Consider the following 14,682-nt stretch of genomic DNA (forward strand, 5'->3'; position numbering starts at 1 on the left):
GTTTTCTCCGCAATCCCCTGGCGGAGACCCGGACCTGGTGGGACCAATGGTCCCGGCTTACCCCGGAACAGCGGCTGCAAGCGGCGGCATCGACGCTTTTGAGCGCCGCCTTCCACCGCCTCGGGGGGGCGATCAAGAGGACGGTCCGGTTTGCGAAAAGGCATTACAATAGTGTTTTTCGTGCAGATAATGATTTTTACAGTAAGACTCGTCCCAGTCAAAGCGGAAAAACGGAAATTCCCAAGGCACATCTAGATGAAATGGGAAATCTCATTCCGGCTAATCCAAATGGTCGGGCAAGTATTACAGAACATATCCTTAACATCAATAAACATGATTCCCCCTATATATCGACGACGTCTGAACAAGGAATATCAAAACGATATGGAAAGCAACGAATTCAAATTGATTTGGATAAACTTCAAGAAGCGATTTCTAAAGGAGAAGTACAAGCAGAAATTATTGGACAAGATCGGATTATTCAGGAACTAAAACAAAGCTTAGAAATGAAGAAACAGGAACTGAATCAATTGATTCAAAGAGAGAATTATTCAAAAAGAAGGTATGATAAACTGATAGAAAGTATAATAAAACTGGAGAATGCTATTGAAAACACAAGGCGTGATAAGGAAATTTTGATCAAGGGAATTGTGCCTAATCGCTTTATATCAGGACCTGAAAATTTGAACTGACCATTAAGGCGGTGACAAAAATGTTTGAATCCTTTCCGGAGGCATACAAACTGTTGGAATGCGATGACGACGGAAATTATGTCGGAATAGATCAAGTTTGGGACATGGAGCAAATTTCCCCACAGCGTTTAAGAGGGGTTATTCACTTGGCGTATAATGGAAGCCGTGAGATCCGGTTTTATTCCACTTTGACGTTGTTGGAATGGTATGAACCGGTTGGTTTGGAAGCATGTCAATCGCTGCTTGATTCCCAACTCTTGGATGAGGGCCCTGCTCTTTTTCCTCATCGGTTGTGGGGAGAGGATTGTGCCTATGAAGAACTGGCGTTCCGAGTTGTGCGCCCCATAGATGATTGGGAGATTCAAAAGCCCCTGATTCGACGGTTTCTTTCCCCTGAAATTTATGGGAAACATGCTTTTCTTGAAGGGTCGTTCACACGCATGTTAACACCCAGAAAAGAAAGACCGCACACACTTCATTTTCAGACATTGGCTGACGACATATTATCGGCAATGCAAGCGGCACTTGACTCAAAAGAGCTTGAGTATCCTGTTTTTCAGGCATCCCTGTGCTTAAGGCCGCTGGTTGCCATGGGTAAAGTGGATCACGAAGGGTTGGAATGGTTTTTCAATCTTCCTCCCCAACAGCCTGATCCCCGCTTTGAGGCCGTCAGTGCTGCAAGGTTTTTGCCCGATGGCGGAAAGGCCTTGTATGATCGTTGGGAAAAATCTTCAGATCCGGAGGTGCAACAGTGGGTGCGGATGTTTCGGAATCATTGATGAATAACCACTCTTAAAGTTTCCATTTGCCAAGGGTTGAAAAGAAGAAAACAAGGACAGGTGTTGAGTCTCGTCGATCTCCGCGAGATGTCCCCGGAGGTCGACGAGCTTTCGTTTTGACCTAATACATACTTGGTAGGATTACTGGTTCTGGCTTAACGGAACGGCGGCTGCATGCGGCGGCATCGACGCGCCTTCCACCGCCTCAGGGGTGGTTTATATGCTGAAAGTGCCGAAATGGGCGCCGGATGAGGAGCTGGGGTTGATGCGGAGGGTTTTTGAAGAAGAATTGAACATAAAAGTGGAGATTCGGAAGATCGAATGGGGAGGGAAACGAAATGGCTGAAGACATTGAGCGCTGGTTAATGTTCACTCATTGGGGCTCATACTTGAAGGGAGATTATATAGAGGTTGGTCTGGATGTGACGGAGATCCTGATGAAACATTTGGAGGCTTGTCAATTGGAAGGAAGAAAAAATACAGTTCTGGAAAATATTGATTCCTTTGATTCAATTCAAAAGGAAGTACTGAATAACAGGGATCGGTATAGATATTATGAAGTCACATTTTTCAATCCGTCTGTTACGAAAGAGATTTATGTAAACCGCTTGGTTATATCCGATGCGTATATGCTTTTTGAAGAGTATGATGGACTCAAAGTTTATCAAACGGAGGATAAAGAAATCAATGCATGGCGAACCCAGGCATTGTTGGATATTTTTACGGATGTGGCTGGCCATCCAGCTCTTGAGGAGCTGTGGATGATTGATGATCGCAGAGCGTTTATGGGGAAACCAGCCTATCTCTACCGTCCGGAGCCCTTGTACGAACGAGTGGAGGGGGGATTATATACTCTCGATGCAAAAGAGGAAGTTACCCGTCTGGTAGAAGAATTTGAAGCCCACGTTCCCCGGGAGTGGGTGATCGACTACCTGCAGGACCGTCTGGGAGCGGAGTCGGTACAGGAGATGGAAGGCGGCAAGATCCGGGTGTTGTTCTACGACCGGGAGCTAATGAAGAACAAAGTGGGAAAAACCCGGAAATTCCTCCGCACCTTCGAGCGGCATGTGGATGAATACCTGCTGCAGAAGGGGATTCGGTTGTATAAGGGTGACAGGTCCTGAAACAGGTCAGTCTCGTCGATCTCCGCGAGATGCTCCCGGAGGTCGACGAGCTTTCGTTTTGGCCTAATACATACTTGGTAGGATTACTGGTCCCGGCTTACCGGAGCAGAGGCTGCATGCGGCGGCATCGACGCTATTGAGCGCCGTATTCTACCGCCTCGGGGGCGGGGCGATCAAGAGGACGGTTCAGTTTGCGAAGGATAAAACCGCTTGGCAACGGTTTGAAGAAGCGGATTTGCTGCCCAATAGTCTGGGAGTGAGTAAAACTAAAAGCCTGTTTAGTACGGTGCGCGATGCGGCTTACAAAGAGGATCCCTCGAGAAGAAGAACTTTTGGAATGCCGGATAATATCGTTGTGGAAGACGGGCGGATCACTATCGTCGAGGAAGCGAAAATGTGGTCCAAAAGGGATTTTGAGCGGCTGGCGGATTTGGCGAAAAATGATCTGAGAAAGTTTCTTTTTGAAGGTATTCCTGCAGAAAGCGATAAAAGACAGATGCGTTACATCCAATTTGCCAAACATCAGAGGTCTGTTAATTATCTCCTGCAGCATCTGGATCAGATTCCCAAGGCCAAAGAGTATGGAATCACGCGCGCGGATTCGGATGTGCTTTACATGCTGAAAGTGCCGAAGCGGGCGCCGGATGAGGCGCTTGAGACGATGCGGAAGGTTTTTGAAGAGCATTTGAACATTAAAGTCACCATACGGAAGATTGACTGGTAGGAGGGAAAGTGGATGTCGGAAGAAATTGATCGTTGGTTGATGTTTACTTACTGGGGGGCGTATTTGAAGGAAGACTACATGGAAGTGGGTCTGAATGTAACGGAAGTCTTGATGAGGCATTGGGGAAAGGTTCGTCGTTTAGATGGATATGCATTTAACGATGATGAAGCTCTTAGAAACTTGGATTCCATTGATGAGGTTCGAAATGAAGTATTAAATGACAGAGATTGGTATGAATTATATTATGTTACATTTTTTAATCCTACTGTAGAAGAAGAGATCTATGTTAATCGGTTATGCGTCAATGACACATTACTGAGAGTTGAAGATTACGATAATCTCAAGTTTTTTCAAACGGAAGATGCAGAAATTAATGTTCAACGAACACAGGCTTTGTTGAATCTATTTACTGACGTGGCCGGATTACCTAGCCTTGAAGAGCTGTGGATGATTGATGGAGATCGAAATGCTTATATGGGCAAACCGGCTTATTTGTACCGACCGGAACCCTTGTATGAACGGGTAGAAGATACAGTTGAGACAAAAAAGACGAAAGAAGAAGTGATCCGTCTAGTAGAAGAATTTGAAGCCCATGTCCCCCGGGAGTGGGTGATCGACTACCTGCAGGATCGTCTGGGAGCAGAGTCGGTGCAGGAGATGGAAGACGGCAAGATTCGGGTGCTGTTCTACGACCGGGAGCTAACGAAGAACAAAGTGGGAAACACCCGGAAGTTTCTCCGCACCTTCGAGCGCCATGTGGATGAATACCTGCTGCAGAAGGGGATTCGGTTGTATAAGGGGTGAATGTACGAAAGCGGGGGAATCGACATGTATATCCTGGAAAAGTACAAACAGGTCCGGCGCGTCGGCATGGAGCTGAACAACCGAATGTTGGAACAGTACGTTATGAGGGAACAGTTGGAAACGGCGGGGCGACTCCTGGGAGTATTGTCGGGAAACTATTTGCATATTTCGGAGGAGGAGGAACCCGCGTTTTTCGATTTTCTGCTGCACGAGCCGTATATGGACGGTCCAACGGCAGTGGAACAATACCGACGGGATCATCCGCAAATGGAGTGGATCGAGAAACAATTGACGGAGGCTTTCCTCGCTGCCTACACCTCGTTGTTTATGGTCGCCGGGTTCCGCAGGGAGGAATCGACCCTGATCCTCGAAGATTTGCTCAATGGGGGATTGATTCCCTTGCTAGACATCCACTACAGCCGGACGGCTGAACCGGGAACCCTGCTGTTCACGCGGGTCGTTCCGTACAGGGGGTTTAATATGTCATCGGGCTTTTCCCTACATTTTTATCTTGAAGCGGACCGGCTGATCCAGAAATATCAAAAACAGTACAAAAAAGTGCCGTCCGATACAGATTCGATCCGACGCTTCGTCGCCTTTTTCGCGTTGAGCCGACGGTACGGGACACCGGCGATTCACCGGTCTGTCCAGTGAAAAATCCTTCATTGATCGGACCCTCCGTTCCTTATTTTGCTATAAGGGGACCATAAACGACACGGATGGACAGGAGGCGGTTCCGATGGACGAACGGGTGTTCAAACCTGTGAAGGAAGCTTCCTATCTCACGGCGGGGAACGCTTGGCGGTACCGGGCGATCCTGCGCTTTTTCTACCAGCGGTACGAGCGGATGCAGCACTTTCTGCTGCCCGAGGAGGTGTTACGCCATTTGAAGCGCTTTCCCCACTTCCGCGATTACACCGAGGAGCAGTTGCAACAGGATCTCAGCCAACTGGTGGAGTGGAACAACCTGGTCCCACGGCAGGATACCGGACGGATCCAGACCATCGAGGAGTTTAAGAAGCGGAAGTTCCGATACCAGCTCACCCCCTACACGGTGGAGCTGGAGCGGATGGTGATGGCGCTGGAGAAGATGGGGGACGGATACGGCGGCTCCCTGGAGCGGACGCTGTTCGACCGGCTGCTACAGTCGCTCCTTACGTTGACCGAACGGGACGACGAAGGGGAACACCGCGTTTTTCACTGGTCCGATGAGCGGATCTACCGGCTGTGGCAGGACGTGGCGAATGATTTCCATGAACTGACCCGCAATGCGATGGACTACATCGCCCACCTGCAGAGCGAAAAAGTGGAGGAGCGGATGAAAGAGGAAGCCTTTTTCGCCTTCAAAGAGGTGGTGATCCGTTACCTGCGGGATTTCATGATCAGCCTCCAGCGCACCTCTTACCGCATCGAAGGATTGCTGGAGGAGACGGATGCGGATTTCGTCCGGCGGCTGGCGGAACGGCTGGCCGATTACGAGCTGTCCATCCCCCGCCTGGAGGAGCGCCCCGTCAGGGAGGAACTGGTGGAGCGCCGAATCGGCGAGTGGGAGGACCTGAAGCGCTGGTTTTTCGGGGACGGGGGACAGGAGGCGGAACTGGTTTACCTCCAGAACACCACCAACGAGACGATCCGCAAAATCACGCGGTTCGCCCAACGGCTGGGGGAGACGGTCCATCACATGCGCAGCCGGCGGGCGGATTACCTCCATCTGGCGAAGTGGTTTGCCTCCCTGGAAACCCTCGACGAGGCACACAAGTTGTCCGCCTGCGTCTTCGGCGTCTTCCGCACCCGCCATCTCAAGGTGGAGGAGCCGAAAGGGACGGAATCCTTGGATGTGGAGGTATGGGAGGCACCTCCCGCCCCCGTGATTCTCAAACCCCGGATTACCGCCTACCGGGAACGGGTGAAGCCGAATGCCGCTGACGACCACACCGCGCGGAAACGGGCGGTGAGGGAAACCTACCTCCGGCGGAAGGAAGAAGAACAGCTATTGCTCGCGGAACTGATCCGGCAGGACCGGATCGCCCTGCGGGAGCTGCCCCCGGTGAAACCGGTGGTGCGCAAAACCCTGCTCTCTTGGATCGCCAAATCAATGGCCCATCCGGAGCGGATCGGCAAGACGGAGACCGGCCGTCCTTTTCGCCTGGAGGTGGCCAGCAACCGGATCATCCGGCTCCGGGCGGAGGACGGAGTGCTGGAGATGCCGGACATCGTCTTTCATTTCGATTAATGGAGGGGGGTTCCTGTGTCTCGCGATGCTGCCTTTGACGAAAAAGCGCGGGAAGCCTTGGGTATTCTCCTGGAAAACTTCTGGATCCTGCGGGACCGGCAGCCGGAGGAATACGCCATGATCCGAGACCGGGAAGCGGCACTGAAGCGATTTGTCCGAGACAAGCTGGGCTACCGCCTGATCGTCCACCGGCATTTCGCCAAATTGGAAAAGATCCCGGCCCGACCGGAACCCTGGATGGGCATGGAGACGTTTGAGCATCCCCGGGATTACGCGATGTTCTGCTGCCTGCTGGCCCACATGGAAAACGTGGCCGTCGACGAACCGTTTCTTTTGTCCGCCCTCTGCGAGGAGCTGAAAGTCCTGTACCCCGGGGAGTTCCCGATGGATTGGGAAAATTATGAACACCGCAAATCATTGGTCCGTGTGGTGAAAACGGCAGTCCGGCTGGGCATCTTGACCGAGGTGGATGGGGATACGGCCGCCTTTCAGCAGAACGAGCAGGCGGAGGTGTTGTACGAAGTGCCCGTGGCGGCCCGTTATTTCATGCGGACGTTTCCGAAGGATTTGACTAGGTTTTCGTCGGGGGAAGCGATCCTGCAGGCGGAAGCAGCGGCGGAGGAGGACTCCTCCCTCCGGCGGCGCCACCGGGTGTATCGGCAATTGCTTCTCTCCCCGGCGGTGTACCGGGAGGAGATGGAGGAGGCGGACTTCCTCTATTTGCTCCGTTTTCGCCACCGGCTGGAGGAGGATTTCGCCGAATACCTTGGCTTCCGCCTGGAGATCTACCGGAATACCGCCCTGTTGTCCGCTCCGGAGGCCCGGGCGCGCCTCACGCTGTTTCCCGACAGCCGGGCGATCTGTGACATCGCCCTGCAAATGGGGGAGGAAACGCGTCGCCGGCTGGCGGCGGGGGAGGTGAGGGTGGAGGCCGACGGGACGATCCGCCTCACCCCGGTGGAATGGGAGCAGTGGGTGGCTGCCCTGAAGGAATCCCGGGGCGCCGGTTGGAGCAAGCAGTACCGGACCGCCTTGGTGAAGCAGACGGCGGCAGAACTTTTGGCCCTGTTGAAGGAGTGGAAGATGGCTACCGTCGACCCGGAGTCGGGGATGATCCGGCTTTACCCCCTCCTCGGTCGGCTGGCGGGGAAGTACCCGGCGGACTTCGATCCGGCGGGCAGGGATATAAAAAAAGAAAGGGAGGAACGGTCGTGAACGGGCGCTGGCGGCTCAACCGGGCGGGAATTTTTAATTTTTGGTATTATGATGAGGAAATTTTCCCCTTTTCAGATGGAAAGCTCCTCCTCCGCGGAACCAACGGTTCGGGGAAGTCGGTCACCATGCAGAGCCTGATTCCCCTTCTGCTGGACGGGAAAAAGAGCCCGGACCGGCTCGATCCCTTCGGTTCCCGGGCACGGCGGATCGAGGATTACCTCCTTGGGGAAAAGGGGGTGGTCGACCGGGATGAGCGAACCGGATACCTCTACCTGGAGTACCGGCGCAGGGGAACGGAGCAAACCCTGACCACCGGGATCGGGATCCGGATCCGCCGGAACGGCCCTCTCCAGTTCTGGGGCTTTCTCGTAACGGACGGGCGGCGGATCGGCGAAGATTTTTTCCTGTACAAGACGGAGCCGGACGGATCCGGGGGCATCCAGAAGATCCCCCTGACCCGGTGGGAACTGGAGGCGCGTATCGGGGACGGCGGCGCAGTGGTGCAGAGCCAGCGGGAGTACATGGAACTGGTCAACCGCCACCTGTTCGGCTTTCACACCCTGGAAGCCTTCGAAGACCTGATCAAGCTCCTGATCCAGCTGCGCAGCCCGAAATTGTCCAAGGATTTCAAGCCGACCGTCATCTACGAAATCCTGCACGAGTCCCTTCCCCCGCTGACTGATGAAGAGTTGCGCCCGCTGTCGGACACGATCGAGGCGATGGACCAGATCCGGAGCGAGCTGGACCAACTGGTGCGGGAGCGGCGCTCCCTCGACCGCCTGTGCAGGCAGTATGACCAGTACAATCGCGCGGTACTGGCGGAAAAGGCGGAAGGGTGGATCCGGGCGGCGGACTTGGCCGCCCGTTTGAAGCGGGAGAAGGAACGCCTCCGGCGGGAAATGGCGGAAGGGGCGGAGCGGCTGGCCGAGCTGGAGCGGCGCCTGGAGGAAACCAAGCGGGAGGGAAAGGTGCTTGCCGCGGAACGGGATGCGCTGATGCGGCACGACGTCTTCCGGGCGGAAAAGGAAAAGGCGGAGCTGGAACAAAAGCTGAAGGACCGGGAGCGAACGCGGCGGCACAAGGAGGAGCTCCTGAAGCAGAAGGAGCGGAAGGAGCGCGAATTGGACGAGCAGATCCGCCGGGAGGAAGAGAATCGGCACCGCCTCCGGAAGGAGATCGGGGAGCGGTTGGAGGAGATGGACGCCCTGGCGGAGGAGGCCGCCTTTGCAGCCCACTTGCTGTCGACGGCCGATTACCGCCGAAACACCGGGAAGCCCTTCTCCTTCTGCCTGTGGGAACGGGAGGCCCGTCAGCACGACGAGCGGCTGAACCGGGTGCTGACCATCCTTCGGGAGGAATCCCGGATGAAGGAGCGCTACGCGGAGGCGGAGGCGGAGCTGGGAGAAGCCCGCCGGCAGTGGGATCTTTCCCGGGTGGAGGAAAAGAAGTGGGCGGAGCTGTTGGAGGAGGAACGGGCCGGTTGGATCGCCGCCGTTTACCGGTGGAACGTGGAAAATCGAGAACTCCGATTGGATGAGGAAGCCCTGCGCCTTCTGTCCCGCCGGGTGGCCGACTTTCCGGAACAGATGGATCGGGAACAGCTCCGGGAGTCGCTGACGGCGGCCGTCGAAGAGGTCCGGCGGTCCATTCGAGAGGAGATGTTCCGCCTCGACCACCGGATCGGACAACTGGAAGCGGAAATGAAGGGCGTCGAGCAGGCGATTGAAGAGTGGCGGGCGAAAAAGGATCCGGAGCCGCCCCGCCATCCGGACACGGAGCAGGTCCGGCGGGAGCTCCGGGAACGGGGGATCCCCTTCGTCCCCTTCTACGCGGCGGTGGAATTTCGCGACGCCGTTTCCGCCGCCGAGCGGGAACGGATCGAGTCGGCCTTGATGCAGATGGGCATTCTGGACGCGCTGATCGTTCCCTCCGCGATGCTGGAGGCCGGCGGGGAGGCGGTACGCCACGATCGGGTGTTGAAGCCGGCTCCGCACCTGTTGGCGCCCACCCTGGCCGACTACCTGTACCCGGTGGAGGGGGAAGGGATGCCGGTGCCGGCGGAAGATGTCGACCGGGTGCTGCGCAGCATCCGGATCGGGGAAGGGTCCGAAGAAGAGACGGCGGTTCTCCCCGACGGCACTTACCGGATCGGCCCGATCCGCGGCCACGCGCCCCGGGAGGCGCAAGCCGTCTACATCGGGAAGGAAGCCCGCCGGCAGTACCGGTTGCGGGAGATTGCCCGGCTGGAGGCGGAGCGGGACCGGCTCCTGCGGGAGCGGGACGAATGGGCGGAGCGGCGCCGGGAGCACGCGGCCCGTTTGGAGCGCCTGGAGAAGGAGTACCGCCGGTTCCCCGACGACAAAGGCATCCGGGACGCTTTCTCCGAGTGGGATCGAGCCCGCCGCGAGGCGGCCGCCGCCGAGCGGGAGGTGGAAAAGCGAAACGAAAAGCTGAAGGAGGCCCACGCCCGTTGGCAGCGGGTGAAGGCCCTCCTGCGGGAACAGGCCCAGGGAATCGATCTGCCGGCGAAGGAGTCGGCCTATGCCGCGGCGGTCGAAGGGATGCGAACCTACCGCGACCGGCTGGGTGAGGTCCGGCGCCTCGACGAACAGCTGGAGGATTCCCGCCGCCGGCAGGCCCTTTTGGAGCTAAACCGGGAAGAGGTCATCGCCGATGTGGACGAACTGAAGGGGGAGCTCCGCTTCATTTGCGATGAGCTAGAAACAGCACGTCTGCGTTTGGAGCAGGTGAATCAGCGGCTCGAAGCGATGGGAGCCGAAGCGATCCGCGCGCGGATCGCCGGGGTGGAACGCCGTCTGCGGGAGCTTCCCCGGGAGGAGGAGACCCTGATCCGCGACACGGAGAAGCTGAAGGCGAAACAGGCGGAGCGGGAGCGGGAGCTGATCCGGTGCGAGGAAGAGGAACGCCGTGCGGACCGGCTGCTCGCCAGCTGGACGGAGGTTTTCCGGGAGGAAGATCGCCTGCAGCGCTCCTTTGTTCCCCGGTCGGAGGCGGAAATGGAAGGGAGCGACGGGGAGGCGCCGACCGCTGACCGTGCCCGGGCGGTTTTGGCTAGGTGGAAAAGGGAGGGCGCTCCCGAACGGGACAAGGCGGCGGAGGGGCTGAACCGCCTGTTCCATCAGGAGCAGGCCGCACTGGTGGAGTATCGCCTCACCCAACAGACCCTTTTTGAGGATGTGGAGGTCCCGGAAGAACCGGACGGCACCGGGGAGGAGGCCGTGGGCGACTCCTGGCGGCTCCGATGGGAGGAGCTCAGGACGAAAACCCGCCGCCTCCTGCTCAGTATGGAGTATGAAGGGGCGCGGGTCAGCCCGTACGCCGTCAGAGCCCGGGTGGAAGAGGCAATCCACCGGAAGGAGCAGATTTTGGCGGAGAAGGACCGGGAGTTGTTTGAGGAGATCATCCTGAACAACGTGGGGAAGATCATCCGGGCGCGGATCCGCCGGGCGGAGCGCTGGGTGGAGGAGATGAACCGTCTGATGGAAGCGCGGGACACCTCCAGCGGGCTGACTTTCTCCATCCGGTGGAAACCGCGTCCCGCCGAACACGAGGACGAGCTGGACACCCGGGAACTGGTGGAACTGCTGATGCGGGATCCCCGGGTGATGAAGGAGAGCGACATCACCCGGATCGCCACCCACTTCCGAACCAAGATCGCGCGGGCCAAGGCGATGCAGGAGGAGGGGGAGAACTTTCATCGGCTGATCAAGGAAATCCTGGATTATCGCCGCTGGTTTTCCTTCACCCTGTATTGCCGCCGGGAGGGGGAGCCGCGCCGGGAGTTGACCAATCATGTCTTTTATACCTTCAGCGGCGGCGAAAAGGCGATGGCCATGTACATCCCCCTCTTTTCCGCCGCCCATTCCCGCTACGCCGAGGCGCGTCCCGACGCACCGCGGATCATTTCCCTGGACGAGGCCTTCGCCGGCGTGGACGAAAACAACATCCGCGATATGTTCGACCTGCTGGAAGAGCTGGATTTCGATTACATCATGAATTCCCAGGCGCTGTGGGGCGACTACGACACCGTTTCCAGCCTGTCGATCTGTGAACTGGTCCGGCCGAAAAACGCCCCCTGCGTCACCGTGATCCGCTACCGGTGGAACGGGAAAGAGCGGTTCCTGCAGGCGGATGCGGAGGCAGCGGCGGCGGGGGCGGAGGGAGGACGGTAGGGGACGGGGAGCCCTCTAGCGCCAAGTTGTCCACCGTATCCCGACCGTAAGTACGGGTGAATGAGTCCCGATCGGGAACCGGCGGGGGTTGTGCCGCTCCGGATCGTTGAACAGGAAAAGTACTCAAGGCCCCTTTTTTCCCTTCCATCGCCATGGATGAAGGCATTTGGGATGGGAGACACCTTTTCCTGTAGGGACGGCGGTTCTGTTTTTTGCTGTTTCAGATGGGAGGGGAAGGAACAGACTGGTGAAAAACGATGATCGGAGGAGGAGAAGTACCGTGGAATGCCTTTGCCGTCGCAACGAAGGGTCGCGGTACCCTCTCCGGCGTCCGATCGGCGGTTTTTACCGGATTGAAAGGGATCCGTGAGAAAACCGATGAGATGGAGGGCGAATCATTCGCGTCGCCGCCCCGCATAGGCGAGAGTCTGGAAAGCACGGCTCCGATTAAGCCCGCGGTACGCTCTCCACCCTTTCACGTTCATCCAGAATGTAAACGAAAGAGGAATCGGTGATGACTGTGGAGGAACGGAACGATTTTGCCGGCCGAGAGGCGGAACGGACGGCTCCGGGCGGGGATGATCCCTCTTGGGATGGGGACCGCCTTCGGGAGGCGGTCGCTTTTTTCCGGAACGAAAAGGGGTTTCGCCGTCTGATTACGCTGATGATCCAAAAATATCGCGCTCTGGGACGGGTGGGCGGGTCGGTGAAGATCCGGGATCTGATGCCGGAGGAGCGGGAGGTCTTCTCCACCTTCCTCGGTGCCAATTTCGAAGGTCGGCGGACGGCCGTCATTTCCCTGGAGCGGTTCGCCCGGGCGCTGGAGGAGACCCGGTTTGCCGGCCTTCCCCTGGCGGCTGTCCTAGAGGGGGTGGCAGGGGAGCCCCTCATTCCCGACAAGGAAAGGAGGGAACGGGAAGAGGCGCGGAAACGGGCCTTCTTCGACGGTCTGCGAGAACGGTTTCCCGCTTCCTACTGCCGGCGTTGGCTGGACGCCATCGGGGAGAAGCGGCCGGGAACCCGCGGGGTGCACCGGGCATACGATCGGGATCCCCGTTCTTTGGAGGAAAAGATGGAGCACGTTTTGGCTGCCCTGACGGAGCTGGAGCGGCGGAGGGGGGATCGTGACGCCGATCGGATGGAGCGGCTGCCCCTGTTTGCCGCCCGGATCACCGGCGATCCTCACGGGTTCGATCTGGATACGGAGCGGGGGCGCCTCCTGATGGCCGCTCTGACGCTCCTGCGGGCGGAGGATACCGGAGAAGAAGAGCTCCAGGCTCAACCGGAGGGTTCCCCCGCGGAGGCTCTCACGGAGCTGTATCACTTCTTCGGTCTACTCCGGGACGACTTGACCAATTTCGTCACCTGCACCGGCCTGTTGGCCTTTGACCGGCAGGGGAGAATTCTTTCCGTATTTGACGCCGCCTGTCGCTCCCGTTCCGTTCTCAACGTCCCCCTGCGGGAAATGATCCGGGTCGCACGGGCCTGTCCGGCGGCGATTTTTCCAGGGGAGGGTGGACAGGCGGGACGGTCGGGCCCTTTTTTTGGGTATCAACAGGAAGGGTGGGCGGAACAATCGGGAACGTTTCCCGGAAACCAGGAGGAAACGCGGGCGGATCGGCCGTGGTCTCTTTCCATGGATCGCGGGGAAGAGCGGACGGATCAGCCGGAGCCGCTTCCCGGTGCGCCCGTCTTTGTCGTGGAAAACTCCGGTGTCTTTTCCGCGCTGCTGGACGGTTGGGAGGATCCATTTCTCCCTCCTTTGATTTGCACCCATGGTCAGACGAAACTGGCCGCTCTCCTCCTGCTGGATGCCCTCGCCGCCGCAGGCGCGGTCATCCGCTATTCCGGTGATTTCGATCCGGAGGGTCTCCTTATGGCCGATCGCCTCCTCCGGCGCCATCCGAACCGGGTGCTACCGTGGCGTTACAGTGTCGACGACTACCTTTGCTGCCGCTCCGACAAGCCCCTCTCCCCCCGCCGGCTGAAACAGTTGATGGGCGTCCGCTCTCCCGCTCTGCAACCGGTGAAGGAAGCGATTCTCCGATCCGGCCGACCGGGCTACCAGGAGCGGATGGCGGACCGGTTGTTGGCGGATATGCGTCGGTTGACACACCAAATAATGAATGCAATCAGGCAAAACGCTCTATAAATATGCAAATATCGGTCATATCGAACCACCAACCGACGGTAATTGTTCATCCACCCGAAGCAGCGTTCAATGATCCAACGCCGGCGGTACCCCTGCGGTACCCGAACCGTTTTCAGGGTGGATTCCGCCAACCGGATTTCATGATGTTGGGCGCTGTCCAGATACAGACCGATCGGCACCCCGTTTCCATCCGATACCATCATGACCTTGGTTCCCTTGCCCACCTTGGTTTTTCCAATCCCGTCTCCCCTTTTTTGGCAGGAAAAAATCGACCGTCAAGAAAAGCTTGAGCCCATTCGATTTTCTCTTCCGCATCCATTCGACTCAACAGCGCACGCCAAATCCGCTCCCATGTTCCGTCTTCCGACCATTGCTTCAATCGCCGCCAACAGGTGGTGGGAGAACCATATTGCCGGGGCATGTCCGCCCAAGTACAACCCGTTTTTAGCACGTACAGAATTCCGTTCAGGGTTTTTCTCGGATCGGAGGGCGAACGTCCGGGTCCCGGTTTGGGTTTGGGAAGAAGGGGTTCAATCACAGCCCATTGTTCGTCTGTCAGCTCATGTCTCGTACTCATACTTCCATTTTACATTGGTAGATCATGTTTTTGAAATAGCTTGTATTCCGCGTTTTTTCTGGTGGGAGCTTGGGTAATCCCCTTTATCACCCAAGGGTTTGTGGCCATCATTCACCTCCTCTTCGGCGGGGAGCCCTCCGATTGGTGGAGCATCGCCGTGGTGACGCCGATTGTCGAGGAAATCTTCAA

The 14,682-nt window shown here is 57.3% G+C and carries 12 protein-coding genes; 11 read left to right on the top strand and 1 reads right to left on the bottom strand.

The window, feature by feature from the left end; all coding sequences use genetic code 11:
* The 11 genes from CLV97_RS18290 to CLV97_RS16930 form a co-directional block, all read left to right on the top strand.
* The coding region (locus CLV97_RS18290; protein ID WP_425440581.1) for a hypothetical protein at nucleotides 1-692 on the top strand (692 nt) is incomplete at its 5' end.
* Between the two features lie 20 nt (nucleotides 693-712).
* The gene (locus tag CLV97_RS16890; RefSeq protein ID WP_106346703.1) at nucleotides 713-1,471 is read left to right on the top strand and encodes a hypothetical protein; all 759 of its coding nucleotides are present in this window, start codon (nucleotides 713-715) and stop codon (nucleotides 1,469-1,471) included.
* A 220-nt stretch (nucleotides 1,472-1,691) separates the two neighbouring features.
* Complete coding sequence (locus CLV97_RS18830) at nucleotides 1,692-1,817, top strand: hypothetical protein (RefSeq protein WP_281257629.1); 126 nt, start codon at nucleotides 1,692-1,694, stop codon at nucleotides 1,815-1,817.
* Nucleotides 1,810-2,595, top strand: coding sequence for a hypothetical protein (locus tag CLV97_RS16895; RefSeq protein ID WP_106346704.1), 786 nt, complete (start codon nucleotides 1,810-1,812; stop codon nucleotides 2,593-2,595). Before CLV97_RS18830 ends, CLV97_RS16895 begins: the two co-directional genes overlap by 8 nt.
* A 136-nt stretch (nucleotides 2,596-2,731) precedes the next feature.
* Nucleotides 2,732-3,319 carry a hypothetical protein gene (locus CLV97_RS16900; RefSeq protein ID WP_106346705.1) on the top strand — a complete coding sequence of 196 codons (588 nt, stop codon included), beginning with the start codon at nucleotides 2,732-2,734 and terminating at the stop codon, nucleotides 3,317-3,319.
* Nucleotides 3,320-3,331: 12 nt separating this feature from the next.
* A complete protein-coding gene (locus CLV97_RS16905; protein ID WP_106346706.1) occupies nucleotides 3,332-4,123 on the top strand; it encodes a hypothetical protein in 792 nt (263 codons plus the stop codon).
* 24 nt (nucleotides 4,124-4,147) lie between these two features.
* Nucleotides 4,148-4,777: a DUF7986 domain-containing protein gene (locus tag CLV97_RS16910; RefSeq protein WP_146130538.1), complete on the top strand. Its 630-nt coding sequence runs from the start codon at nucleotides 4,148-4,150 to the stop codon at nucleotides 4,775-4,777.
* A gap of 85 nt (nucleotides 4,778-4,862) precedes the next feature.
* Nucleotides 4,863-6,356: a TIGR02677 family protein gene (locus tag CLV97_RS16915; protein WP_106346708.1), complete on the top strand. Its 1,494-nt coding sequence runs from the start codon at nucleotides 4,863-4,865 to the stop codon at nucleotides 6,354-6,356.
* Between the two features lie 15 nt (nucleotides 6,357-6,371).
* Nucleotides 6,372-7,571 (top strand): TIGR02678 family protein, encoded by a 1,200-nt coding sequence (locus CLV97_RS16920; protein ID WP_106346709.1) that lies wholly within the window; start codon nucleotides 6,372-6,374, stop codon nucleotides 7,569-7,571.
* Entirely contained in the window at nucleotides 7,568-11,764 is a 4,197-nt protein-coding gene (locus tag CLV97_RS16925) for a TIGR02680 family protein (RefSeq protein ID WP_106346710.1), read from the top strand. The genes CLV97_RS16920 and CLV97_RS16925 overlap by 4 nt, the downstream gene beginning before the upstream one ends.
* Before the next feature lie 514 nt (nucleotides 11,765-12,278).
* Nucleotides 12,279-13,916: a TIGR02679 domain-containing protein gene (locus CLV97_RS16930; protein WP_106346711.1), complete on the top strand. Its 1,638-nt coding sequence runs from the start codon at nucleotides 12,279-12,281 to the stop codon at nucleotides 13,914-13,916.
* 199 nt (nucleotides 13,917-14,115) lie between these two features.
* On the opposite strand, the gene CLV97_RS19015 is transcribed toward CLV97_RS16930, so the two are convergent.
* The gene (locus CLV97_RS19015; RefSeq protein WP_106346712.1) at nucleotides 14,116-14,493 is read right to left on the bottom strand and encodes an IS5 family transposase; all 378 of its coding nucleotides are present in this window, start codon (nucleotides 14,491-14,493) and stop codon (nucleotides 14,116-14,118) included.
* Nucleotides 14,494-14,682: the final 189 nt, after the last annotated feature.

The sequence above is a fragment of the Planifilum fimeticola genome (assembly GCF_003001905.1).
Classification (GTDB): Bacteria; Bacillota; Bacilli; order Thermoactinomycetales; family DSM-44946; genus Planifilum; species Planifilum fimeticola.

Excerpts from the sequence above, each read along its gene's own strand:
- CLV97_RS16930 (WP_106346711.1), top strand. The coding sequence starts at position 12,279 with ATGACTGTGGAGGAACGGAACGATTTTGCCGGCCGAGAGGCGGAACGG.
- CLV97_RS18830 (WP_281257629.1), top strand. The coding sequence starts at position 1,692 with ATGCTGAAAGTGCCGAAATGGGCGCCGGATGAGGAGCTGGGGTTGATG.
- CLV97_RS16910 (WP_146130538.1), top strand. The coding sequence starts at position 4,148 with ATGTATATCCTGGAAAAGTACAAACAGGTCCGGCGCGTCGGCATGGAG.
- CLV97_RS16915 (WP_106346708.1), top strand. The coding sequence starts at position 4,863 with ATGGACGAACGGGTGTTCAAACCTGTGAAGGAAGCTTCCTATCTCACG.
- CLV97_RS19015 (WP_106346712.1), bottom strand. The coding sequence starts at position 14,493 with ATGAGTACGAGACATGAGCTGACAGACGAACAATGGGCTGTGATTGAA.
- CLV97_RS16905 (WP_106346706.1), top strand. The coding sequence starts at position 3,332 with ATGTCGGAAGAAATTGATCGTTGGTTGATGTTTACTTACTGGGGGGCG.
- CLV97_RS16890 (WP_106346703.1), top strand. The coding sequence starts at position 713 with ATGTTTGAATCCTTTCCGGAGGCATACAAACTGTTGGAATGCGATGAC.
- CLV97_RS16895 (WP_106346704.1), top strand. The coding sequence starts at position 1,810 with ATGGCTGAAGACATTGAGCGCTGGTTAATGTTCACTCATTGGGGCTCA.